Below are 10,895 nucleotides of genomic sequence, written 5' to 3'. Positions count from 1 at the left end.
AGAACGCAACATTCGCGTTCCAACTCAAGGTGCCATCCGAGACACGTTGAGTAAAATACTCCCACAATCGTCATGTGGAAGCAGCGAGCTCAGCTTCCATTACCCGAAAAGAGACATACAGTTACTGAGAACGGTGACACGTTCCAGAAGATTAAGCAAGTCGAACAAAAGTACGCCCGACAAGCAGTGCTTTGGATGGTTTGCTATTTCTTCGCCGTGGCACTAGGCGTTTTCCTCATGGCAAAAGGGATGCATCCAAAATCAATCCGCGTCATCAGCTCCATTGTCTACCTGGTGGCATTTGCCTACGTGATGGGGATATTTCGACGCCAGCATCCCAAACTGACAGGTGCATTCATCCTGGTCGCGATCATCGCCACTGTCGTCTGCTTTTCTGAGTTCATCAACAGCAGCGAAGCTGTCGTCAATTACGCTGTTGCAGACACACCCTGACGCCGATCCCAGGTCTTGTTCCCAATATCCGTGTTTATCCTCGGCGTCATCGTGATAAGAGATACCCGATTACCCAAGGCATTCGGAATTGGTTTTTCGCAGTGTCCACAATGTGGGCCATGACCGTAGTATTCCACGACCAAATCAACGCACGGTCGTTTTTTGCATTTCTCACCGATGTGACGCAATTTTTCGCCTACGGAGCATTTACAATTTGGATATACACGTATGGATTTGGTGCGCAAAAACTACATGTAAATGACTAGCTCAACCGTTCCTTCCGCAGCTGCTCCACCTCAGGCAACTCCAACGGTTCCAAAGCAAGCCCGGTCGCCCGCGTGAGCAGCAGGTCTGCGAGCTCTGGGTTACGTGCCAGCACAGGGCCGTGCATGTAGGTCGCAATGACGGAGCCCTGGACAGCGCCCTCCGAAGTACCATCGGAGGAGTTGCCAACACCCCTCGTGACTGAGCCCAGTGGAGACGCATCGTCGCCTAGCACGGTGGCGCCCATATGGTTCTCAAAACCGGTCAGAGGCTGCGTCAATCCCTCAATCCGAGGAGTGGTGACCACTTCGCCGATGGCGCGCTGAGTAAGTGGGGCAGTGGTGGCGTCGATAAGGCCGACGCCCTGCACAGTGCGTCCGGAAGCTTGGAAGGATTCGCCAAGCACCTGAAGACCGGCACAGATGGCGAGGATTGGGCGGCCAGCGGAAGCCGCGCGCTGGAGGCCACCGTCGGCAATCAGGTGTTCAGCCGCGAGGATCTGGGCGGTGTCTTCGCCGCCGCCGAGGCAGTACACATCAAAAGTGGACGGCACGGGTTCGCCAAGGCCAATGCGGACGATCTCGGCGTCGAGGCCACGCATGCGGGCGCGCTGGCGCAGGACCAGAGCATTGCCGTCATCGCCGTAGGTGCCCAGGACGTCGGGAAGAATGAGGCCGATAGTGATCATGACAATGCCTTCTTCAGATCGCGGAATGCGGTGTAATTGGCCAGGACTTCCACTCGTCCAGGCGCACAGGCGCGGATGGCGTCCACGGGATCTTGGTGCAGATCATGAGGAATAGACGCATACGTCAGACGCACGGCTAGGTCGGTGCCGCGCTCGCCGGCGGCGTGGACGAAGGAATCCTTGCAGTCTTCAAAGGACACGTCCCACAGCCAAGAGAGATCCTCACCGTCGGCTACCTGGCCGTTGACGGCTATGACGAGCCCGTCGGCGGTGCGATCCACCATGGACAGCGCTTCTTGCCAGCCGGCTGGGTTCTTGGCCAGGATCATGTGCACATCCCACTGCTCAAAGCGGATGGTGGAGTAGCGGCCGGCCACGTTGTCCACCTGCTCGGTCGCGTGCAGCGCATCGGACAGGGGTACTTCCATGGCCACTGCCGCAGCGATCGCTTGGGTGGCGTTGCCGCGGTTTGCGCGTCCGGGGAGTTTCAGGTCCAGCTCGTGCAGCCCCTCGTGGTCAATGCCCTCTGGGGTGATCGACCAGGTCGGGGTTGGGCGGCGGAACTCGCGGCCATCCTGCAATGGCTTCGCCGCGTACCAGTCCTCGCCGTCTCGAATAATGTGGCCGCCGGTGCGTGGGCAGCTGACGGAGTCACCCGTCCATCCGGCACCCGCGGACACCCATACGACGTCCGGGGCGTCAAAGGCTACGGAGGTTACGATGACGTCGTCGCAGTTCGCGATCACCGTCATCTCGGGGTGCTTCTCGACGGCCCCGCGCAGCACTCGTTCGATCTTGTTGATCTCGCCAACGCGGTCCAACTGATCGCGAGTGAGGTTTAGTAGAACCAGCACACTAGGTCGCAGTCGATCGGCGACCGCAGGAACGTGCAGCTCATCGCACTCGAGTGCAATGTGGGTGGCAGACTTGCCCTTCATAAGAGCCGCGATAATGCCGGCATCCATGTTGTCGCCGCCATCATTAGTGGCGACCTTGTACTTAGTGCGAAGCGCGCCGACCAGCATGCGAGTCGTGGTGGACTTACCGTTCGTTCCGGTCACCAGCGCCACCGGGCGGGATGCCCCCAGCTGCTCCATGATGGTCGGGTCAATAGCATTCGCGATCAGGCCTCCGATCATGCCGCCAGCGCCCCGGCCGGTGGCCTGAGATGCCTTGGTAGCAGCGTTAGCAGCGAGCACTGCGAAACCAGTGCGCATACGCGCGAGTGGAGCGGGAAGTTTCATGCAGAAGATTCTAGTCGTATGCCGGGGGATTATTTGCAGAGCGCGAGGAAGTCCGCGTCGGAAACCAATGGGATGCCCTTCCGGTCGGCGTGCATCGCCTTGCCACGGAGTACTGACGTGCGGTTACACACCAGCAAACTTGTCTGACGCGTGATCTTCTCGTTGTAGGTGAGCCCCGCAGCGATGCCGCTGGAAATGACCTCGTCCGGATCAACTGCTATGTCCGGGCTCACCACGAACTCCATGCCGGGCTGCAACGGCTTTCCAGGTGTAAAAGCGCCAGGATTCTCGGTAGCGGCGGATGCCTCCATGGCGTCGACACGCACAGCGGATCGCTGCAGGCCGAAGCGGTCGGCGCGGAGCGACGTCGGATCATAGGTTGCCAGTTCGCCGCGAGCAGCTTCCGCATCATAGATGTCCGCGATAATCTCAGCGGTCTCCCGTGACACGACTTCTGCTGACAGCAGCGCCCGCTCGACGGAGGCGACTGGGGACGGGGACGGGATGCCGAGCTCGCGAGCCACCGCGCGCACGCGCGTGTCCTCCAAAGGCAGGCCTAAGCGACGCGCCGACGCGAGCGTATCGATGAGTGCCACCGGACGTGGCGGACGTCCCACGCGACGACGCCCACGGCGATTCCGGTTGCGACTGCGCTGGCGACGCTGCAAGGCGCGCAGCGCCGATCGCGTCTCACCCAGCACAAAGCCCCAGGTGCGCGGCACATTGTGCATGATCACTGTGCGGCCGTCGAGAAGCGTGTTGATCCTTCTTAGGTAACGCTCGACGGTGTGGGCTTGTTCGAATTCCTCCGCAGTAATGCCGTGCAGATGGCGCGGGCCGGTGTCGCCGCCGGGGTTGAAGATCTCGAAGAATTCATCCACGATCTCTCCCTCGGGGGACAGCGTCATGATCGTCAGGGACACCATCCGCGATGTCGACGGGTGAATGCCGGTGGATTCCACGTGGACAACGGCGAGAGGCGCGGCGGCAATCGCGGCCTCGCGGGCTTCGCGACGCGCCTGCTTCTCAGCCTCGCGATCCTCAGGAGTTTGGGGGTCTTGGTTAGTCATTAGAAAGTGATCTTAGAACCCCGCGCCGGATTTGGTAAGACAGATAGGCTTTTAACCCCTGAAAACGACAGTTTGCTTTGCCAAATCCGGCAGACTGCACTCTCGGCGCTTATCCTGTGTCCATGCTTTCTGGACTTCCTATGCACCCACTCATCGTTCACCTCACCGTTGTCGGCATTCCCGTCGTCGCACTACTAGTCATGTACGCTGCGCTTCGACCTGGTTGGCACGTGAAGCACCCGTGGTTGGTGTCCATCGCAACACTACTGGCTACGATTTCCGCTGCCATTACCAATAGCACCGGCGAAGAATTGTTGGTGCTCAAGGGAGCATCCGAGCATGATCCTGGCATTTATGGGGACCACGCCAACAAGGCGAAGATCGTTATGATCAGTGCTGCTGTGATGCTGGTGCTCATGCTCGTGTACCACTTCTTGCAGGTGAAGAAGCAGATTCCGGCCCTCGCGATCGCGGTACGCGGGCTCACTGTCTTGGCAGCTATTGCTGCCATCGTGGGAGTCGTTCTGGCCGGACACGCAGGCGCACTGCTCGTCTGGACTCAGTAGACCCGCCGGAATCTGCTGCTGCGCCGCTAGGCGCGGTTTACCGCAGAAACGATCGCCTTCAGCGATGCTTCGGTAATGCTGGAATCTACACCAACACCCCAAGACGCAGTGGAGCCGACGCTGGCGTAGACGTAGGCTGCGGCCTCGGCGTCGTCACCGGCGCTGCGGGCGTGCTGGGAGTATTCCTGCACCTCAACGTCGATTCCGAGGGATTCCAGTGCATTCGCAAATGCTGCGACGGGACCGTTTCCGACACCTTCGATGGTGCGGGATTCGCCGTCGTGAAGCACGGTGGCGGTGACCCCGGTATCGGTGAGATGCACGGACTCTAGCGACAGCACATCAGCACGGTCGAGGTACTCGGTGGCGAAGATATCCCACATTGCCTTGGAGTTGATCTCGCCGCCTTCGGCATCGGTGACAGCCTGGACAACCGAGGAGAACTCGACCTGCAGCGCGCGTGGCAGGTCAATGCCGTGGTCGGTCTTGAGGATGTAAGCGACACCGCCCTTGCCGGACTGAGAGTTCACGCGGATCACGGCTTCGTAGGAACGGCCGACGTCCTTCGGGTCGATCGGCAGGTATGGCACCTCCCAGACCGGGGAGTCGGAGGCGCGCATCGCATCCAGACCCTTGTTCACGGCATCCTGGTGGGAGCCGGAGAACGCGGTGAAGACCAAGTCGCCGCCGTATGGGTGGCGCTCAGGCACACGCAGCTGGTTGCAGTATTCGACGGTGCGACGGATGAGGTCGATGTCAGAGAAGTCGAGCTGCGGATCCACGCCCTGGGTCAGCATGTTTAGGCCCAGGGTGACCAGGCAAACGTTGCCGGTGCGCTCGCCGTTGCCGAACAGGCAGCCCTCGATGCGGTCCGCGCCAGCCAGGTAGCCCAGCTCGGCCGTCGCAACGCCCGTGCCACGGTCGTTGTGCGGGTGCAGCGACAGGATGATGGATTCACGGTTGTTCAGGTTGCGGGACATCCATTCGATGGAGTCGGCGTAGACGTTCGGGGTGATCATTTCCACCGTGGACGGCAGGTTGAGGATCATCGGGTTGTCTGGGGTCGGCTGCATGACCGCGGTGACGGCGTTGCACACTTCCAGCGCGTACTCGACCTCGGTGCCGGTGTAGGACTCAGGGGAGTACTCCCAGCGCCACGCGGTGTCCGGGTAGTCCTGCGCGATGGTCTTGATCAGCTCAGCGGCATCGGTGGCCAGCTTCTTGATGGCTTCCTTGTCCTTGCGGAACACCACTTCGCGCTGCAGGATCGACGTGGAGTTGTAGAAGTGCACGATCACATTCTTGGCGCCTGCGCAGGCCTCAAACGTGCGACGGATCAGGTGCTCGCGCGCCTGTACCAGCACCTGGATGGTGACATCGTCCGGGATCATGTTCTTCTCGATGATCTCGCGCACAAAGTCAAAATCCGTCTGGGAGGCGGACGGGAAACCGACCTCAATTTCCTTAAAGCCCATGTCCACCAGCAGGTTAAACATGCGGCGCTTGCGCTCGGGGCTCATCGGGTCTATCAGGGCCTGGTTGCCGTCGCGCAGGTCTACGGCGCACCATGCTGGCGCCTTGGTGATCCGCTTGTTTGGCCAGGTGCGGTCTTCTAATTGGAAGTCCTGAACCTCCACGTCATAAGGCTGGTATCTGGTGGCGGGCATTGCCGAATTGCGCTGCTTATTCCAAGTTGGCTGGTCAGCAGGGATCTCGCCTTGTGGTTTGGTCAGTTGTGCGGGTGCGGAAAATTCCATCGTTCAATCCTTCTTTGGTGGGTTGGCCGGCAATGGGAAACTCCGCGACAGGCGCCGGCCAGTAAAAGACCTAAATCCCGCCGCGGCAAAGAAGGAGAAGTGCCCGCTGCATGTAACGCACGATACCGCATTTTATGCTTCACGTCATGCATTTTGCGGAACTAAGTTAGGCTTATTCACCATGGAATCCGTAACTTCTCGCAGGTTGACCAAAGAATTGTGGTTCTTCGCGGTCGCTATCTTTGCGGGGGTATCCGCCCTCCGACTGTATATTGTTAGCTGGCTTGCCGACGCCAAAGGTCACACCCTCGAGAAGGTGCTGACGCGCTGGGATGCCGTCCACTACATGGGCATTGCCAATGGTGGCTACTTCGAGAACATGGATCCCAACGCCCTCGACGGCTTCCACTCTCGCCTCGCGTTCTTTCCACTCTTTCCCTTCCTCCTGCGCATCCTCCACGAAACGACTGGGCTGGAGTACTTTTGGGCGGGATTCCTGATCAACTGCATTGCTGGTGCGCTGATGGTGGCGGCGGTGATGGCCGTCGTGAAGCACATGGGCTGGGGTAAGTGGGTGCAGGCTGTCGCCGGTGTGGCGGTGGCGGGAGCGCCGATGGCGCTGACTTACAACATGGTCTACACGGAAGCGCTGTTCGGTGCGCTGTCGCTCTGGGCACTGTGGGCGATGCTGGAACGACGCTGGTTCCTGGCCGGCGCGCTCGTGTTCTTCACAGGGCTGACCCGCTTAACTGCCGTTGACTTGTGGGTTGTCTTCCTCGTGGTGGTGGTTGCGTGGGGGTTGCGCAGCTGGAAGGCGTGGGCTGCTTTGGTGTTGTCGCCGCTGGGCATGGTCGCGTACATCATGTTCGTGAATTCGCACACCGCGGATGTCGGCGGGTACTTCGGTATTCAGAAGAAAGGGTGGGGTTCGGCCTTCGACCTCGGGCGCTCGACCTGGGAATATCTCACCTGGATCTTCAACCGAAACAGCGATTCGTGGATCGTGCTCGTGGGCCTGAGTATTGTATTGGCTGTCGTGCTCGTGGTCTTTAGCTTCGGGAAGATGCCTTGGCCAGTGTGGCTGTTCGGCTTCGGCGTGGCGATGAATGTCATCCTTTCCGACGGCACGTTCACCGCGCGGCCCCGGCTGCTGCTACCAGTGACCATCTGCCTGCTGCCGCTGGCGATGGCCTATGCGCGTTCCTTTGATCGTATTAGGGGAGTGGTTGGCATGGCGGTCTGGGTGGTGGTGGGTGCCGTGATTTCCGTGCATCCGCTGATTTCCACGGGGTGGGCGATTTAGGGCTTCTCGGGTAGCCGGGAAACCGGCTATGTGAAACCAGCTATTGGGAGCTGCACCACTTCTACTTCACTCAAAATGGGTGCATTATCGCTAGCTTCGCTCCTAATAGCTGGTTTCACATAGCTGCAATAAGACAGCAGCAGATCCCCTACACGCCCCTGCGCGACAGCATCACCGTGGCGAAGATCATGGCGATCAACGCGAGGAACATCCAGAGCCATTCGAGGTCGGTGGCGGAGAATTTTTCGCCAAGCACCAGGTAGCCCAGGGAAAAGGCGACGACGGGCTCAGCGCTTTTCATGGCGGGCAGCGAGTTACGGAGGGCGCCGGCGTTGAAGGAGGACTGCTGCACGATCGTTCCCAAGGTTGCGGCGATGATCAATGCGTAGAGCTCCCAGTTGGATAGGAGCCCGAGGAAGCCGTGGAGTATGAAAATGTCCGCGACTGCTTTGGAGAATACGGCCACAAATCCGAAGATCGCTCCGGTCACTATGCCAAGGATCAGGGCTTTTTCGCGGCGGATCTGTCGGCTGGCGTAGCGGTCCATGGCGAACAGGACGAGGAATCCGACGCCGACTGGGATGAACCACCGCTCCAAAGGAGGGTGGGTGATGCCGGGGAGTGGTCGGCCCAAGAGTACGAGGACGGTAACGGCGGCTGTCAGCACGGTTGCCCAGGTCATCTCGGAAAAAGTGATGCGTCTGCCGTCGTAGCGGGCAGACAGGGGGAGGGTAAACATGAGCGACATCACAAGAATTGGTTGCACGACCAAGAGTGGGCCGAATCCGAGGGCTACGACCTGCAGAAAGTAGGCGATGATGGCCGTCGACATGCCCGCCCACCACAAGGGCCGTTTCATGGCAGACAAGATGGCCGCGTTGCCTCCGACCGGCGCTGCTTCGGCAATGCGGTGGCGTACCACGGTGCCCCACGCAATGGTGAGGGCAGAGAGTAGTGCGAAAAGCACCGCCAGGAGGTAATTGTGCACGAACCCAGATTACCGGAACATATTTACAGAAAATGAACAAAAGGTTACCCGGCATTAGAGTTGCTTAATTCCTGGTGGGCGGTACTATTAACTCAGCAATCGAGAAAGGTGGCGACGAATGGCACTTATCGTGCAAAAATATGGCGGCTCCTCGCTGGAGACCGCGGAACGTATTCGGGCTGTTGCGGAGCGAATTGTTGCCACTAAGAAGGCGGGCAACGACGTGGTCGTGGTGTGCTCGGCAATGGGTGACACGACCGACGAACTCCTCGACCTCGCAGCGCAGGTCAACCCAGTTCCACCTGCACGAGAGATGGATATGCTTCTCACTGCAGGCGAGCGCATCTCCAACGCTCTGGTAGCAATGGCAATTGCGTCTTTTGGCGCCGAAGCTCAATCCTTCACTGGTTCCCAGGCCGGCGTTATTACTACGGAACGCCACGGCAACGCGCGCATCCTGGAAGTGACTCCAGCTCGCGTGCAGGCAGCTCTCGACGAAGGCAAGATCTGCATCGTCGCCGGATTCCAAGGTGTGAATCGTGAATCTAAGGACGTCACCACGCTCGGTCGTGGTGGCTCGGACACGACCGCCGTGGCACTGGCAGCAGCGCTGAAGGCCGATGTGTGCGAGATTTACTCTGATGTGGACGGTGTCTACACTGCCGACCCACGCATCGTGCCAGATGCACAGAAGCTCAAGCAGCTCAGCTTCGAGGAAATGCTGGAGCTGGCAGCAGTAGGTTCCAAGATTCTTGTCCTGCGCAGCGTTGAATACGCCCGCGCATTTAACGTGCCCATGCGCGTTCGTTCGTCGTACAGCAATGACCCCGGCACCCTCATCGCCGGATCTATGGAGGATATTCCCGTGGAAGAAGCAGTCCTGACCGGTGTAGCCACCGACAGCTCCGAAGCAAAGATCACCGTCCTGGGCATCCCTGACTCGCCGGGTGCCGCCGCCACCATTTTCCGCGCCATTGCGGACGCCGAGATCAATATCGACATGGTGCTCCAGAATGTCTCTTCCCTGGAAGACGGCAAGACCGACATCACCTTCACCTGCCCGCGCGCCGACGGCCCTCGCGCCCTCGAGCTGCTCAAGGCAATCGAAGCTGAACAGGGCTGGGAAGCCATCACGTACGACGACCAGGTAGGCAAGGTCTCCCTCGTTGGTGCCGGAATGAAGTCTCACCCGGGCGTCACCGCGACGTTCTGTGAAGCGCTCCGCGATAAGGGCATCAACATCGAGATGATCTCCACTTCCGAGATCCGCATTTCCGTCCTCATTCGCGAAACCGACCTTCCAGAGGCTGCTCGCGCTATCCATGAAGCCTTCGAACTCGGTGGCGACGCGCCGGCCACGGTATACGCTGGTACCGGTAGATAACCCCTTGTCGGATTTGGTAATGCAGATTGACGTTTTCGCCCGAAAATGTGCTGTTTCCTTTACCAAATCCCGCACCTTATAACTGAAAGGTCCCCTTCTATGACTACTGTCGCAGTTGTCGGCGCAACCGGCCAGGTCGGCCGCGTCATGCGCACGCTCCTTGAAGAGCGTAATTTCCCTGCTGACGAGGTGCGTTTCTTCGCTTCCGCACGTTCCGCCGGTTCCACCCTGCCGTTCCGCGGTCAGGAGATCACTGTTGAGGACCTGGCTCTGGTGACCGAGGAGTCCCTGCGCGGAATCGACATTGCGCTCTTCTCTGCTGGCGGTTCCACGTCCAAGCAGTACGCGCCGATCTTCGCTGCTGCTGGTGCGACCGTGGTGGACAACTCCTCTGCGTGGCGCAAGGACGAAGAGGTTCCGCTCGTCGTGTCCGAGGTGAACCCAGAGGCCGCGAAGGCACCGCAGAAGGGCATCATTGCGAACCCGAACTGCACCACCATGGCTGCGATGCCAGTGCTCAAGCCACTGCACGATCGCGCCGGGTTGGTTCGTCTGCACGTCTCCAGCTATCAGGCGGTATCCGGCTCGGGTGTTGCTGGCGTGGCTGCGCTGGCATCTCAGGTGGCCTCTCTTGAGGATCCAACCGTGCTCGCACACGACGGTTCGGTCCTTAACCCTGCCGACCTCGGCCCATACGTGGCACCGATCGCCTTCAACGCGCTGCCATTTGCCGGCAACCTTGTCGACGACGGTTCCCTCGAAACCGACGAGGAGCAGAAGCTGCGCAACGAATCCCGCAAGATCTTGGGGATTCCGGGCCTGAAGGTCGCCGGCACCTGTGTGCGCGTCCCGGTCTTCACCGGCCACACGCTCACCATCCACGCCGAGTTTGAGCGTGCGATCACCGTTGAGGAAGCAAAGGCATTGCTTGTCGATGCCCCAGGCGTCGAGGTTGTCGATGTTCCAACGCCTCTGATGGCTGCCGGAAAGGATCCATCCTTCGTCGGCCGTATCCGCCAGGATCAGTCCGTTGACGATAACCGAGGCTTGGTTTTGGTCGTTGCTGGCGACAACCTGCGCAAGGGTGCAGCGCTAAACACGATTCAGATTGCAGAGTTGCTTGTGTAGCTTTCAAGGATTCTAAGAACCCGCACTCTTTTGAGGCGGGTTCTTACTAT

10 protein-coding genes are annotated in these 10,895 nt (G+C 59.7%); 5 read left to right on the top strand and 5 right to left on the bottom strand.

What is annotated here, in order from left to right; genetic code table 11:
• Window positions 1-72: 72 nt before the first annotated feature.
• The gene (locus CKALI_RS10950; RefSeq protein ID WP_156193383.1) at window positions 73-453 is read left to right on the top strand and encodes a hypothetical protein; all 381 of its coding nucleotides are present in this window, start codon (window positions 73-75) and stop codon (window positions 451-453) included.
• 262 nt (window positions 454-715) lie between these two features.
• Here CKALI_RS10950 and CKALI_RS10945 read toward each other — a convergent pair whose 3' ends face one another.
• Genes CKALI_RS10945 through CKALI_RS10935 form a run of 3 tightly spaced genes read right to left on the bottom strand, consistent with a single transcriptional unit; the run spans window position 716 to window position 3,719 of the window.
• Window positions 716-1,411: a type 1 glutamine amidotransferase gene (locus CKALI_RS10945; RefSeq protein ID WP_156193382.1), complete on the bottom strand. Its 696-nt coding sequence runs from the start codon at window positions 1,409-1,411 to the stop codon at window positions 716-718.
• Window positions 1,402-2,649, bottom strand: a complete 1,248-nt coding sequence (locus tag CKALI_RS10940) for a MurT ligase domain-containing protein (RefSeq protein ID WP_231580464.1) — start codon at window positions 2,647-2,649, stop codon at window positions 1,402-1,404. The genes CKALI_RS10945 and CKALI_RS10940 overlap by 10 nt, the downstream gene beginning before the upstream one ends.
• Before the next feature lie 29 nt (window positions 2,650-2,678).
• Window positions 2,679-3,719, bottom strand: a complete 1,041-nt coding sequence (locus CKALI_RS10935) for a DNA polymerase III subunit epsilon (RefSeq protein WP_156193381.1) — start codon at window positions 3,717-3,719, stop codon at window positions 2,679-2,681.
• 122 nt (window positions 3,720-3,841) lie between these two features.
• Between CKALI_RS10935 and CKALI_RS10930 the strand changes: the two genes are divergently transcribed.
• Window positions 3,842-4,285 (top strand): DUF2231 domain-containing protein, encoded by a 444-nt coding sequence (locus CKALI_RS10930; RefSeq protein ID WP_156193380.1) that lies wholly within the window; start codon window positions 3,842-3,844, stop codon window positions 4,283-4,285.
• A gap of 26 nt (window positions 4,286-4,311) precedes the next feature.
• Here CKALI_RS10930 and leuA read toward each other — a convergent pair whose 3' ends face one another.
• The gene (leuA, locus tag CKALI_RS10925; protein ID WP_156193379.1) at window positions 4,312-6,042 is read right to left on the bottom strand and encodes a 2-isopropylmalate synthase; all 1,731 of its coding nucleotides are present in this window, start codon (window positions 6,040-6,042) and stop codon (window positions 4,312-4,314) included.
• Window positions 6,043-6,223: 181 nt separating this feature from the next.
• Here leuA and CKALI_RS10920 point away from each other — a divergent pair, with 181 nt between their 5' ends.
• A complete protein-coding gene (locus CKALI_RS10920; protein WP_156193378.1) occupies window positions 6,224-7,345 on the top strand; it encodes a hypothetical protein in 1,122 nt (373 codons plus the stop codon).
• A gap of 148 nt (window positions 7,346-7,493) precedes the next feature.
• Here CKALI_RS10920 and CKALI_RS10915 read toward each other — a convergent pair whose 3' ends face one another.
• Window positions 7,494-8,333, bottom strand: a complete 840-nt coding sequence (locus CKALI_RS10915) for a DMT family transporter (protein ID WP_156193377.1) — start codon at window positions 8,331-8,333, stop codon at window positions 7,494-7,496.
• 118 nt (window positions 8,334-8,451) lie between these two features.
• Here CKALI_RS10915 and CKALI_RS10910 point away from each other — a divergent pair, with 118 nt between their 5' ends.
• Both CKALI_RS10910 and CKALI_RS10905 read left to right on the top strand, forming a co-directional pair.
• Window positions 8,452-9,717 carry an aspartate kinase gene (locus CKALI_RS10910; protein WP_156193376.1) on the top strand — a complete coding sequence of 422 codons (1,266 nt, stop codon included), beginning with the start codon at window positions 8,452-8,454 and terminating at the stop codon, window positions 9,715-9,717.
• A 99-nt stretch (window positions 9,718-9,816) separates the two neighbouring features.
• Window positions 9,817-10,845 carry an aspartate-semialdehyde dehydrogenase gene (locus tag CKALI_RS10905; protein ID WP_156193375.1) on the top strand — a complete coding sequence of 343 codons (1,029 nt, stop codon included), beginning with the start codon at window positions 9,817-9,819 and terminating at the stop codon, window positions 10,843-10,845.
• Window positions 10,846-10,895 lie beyond the last annotated feature (50 nt).

It is taken from the genome of Corynebacterium kalinowskii, from assembly GCF_009734385.1.
Classification (GTDB): Bacteria; Actinomycetota; Actinomycetes; order Mycobacteriales; family Mycobacteriaceae; genus Corynebacterium; species Corynebacterium kalinowskii.
The sequence above is the reverse complement of the archived record's forward strand: the minus strand, read 5'-3'. Positions and strand labels throughout refer to the sequence as shown.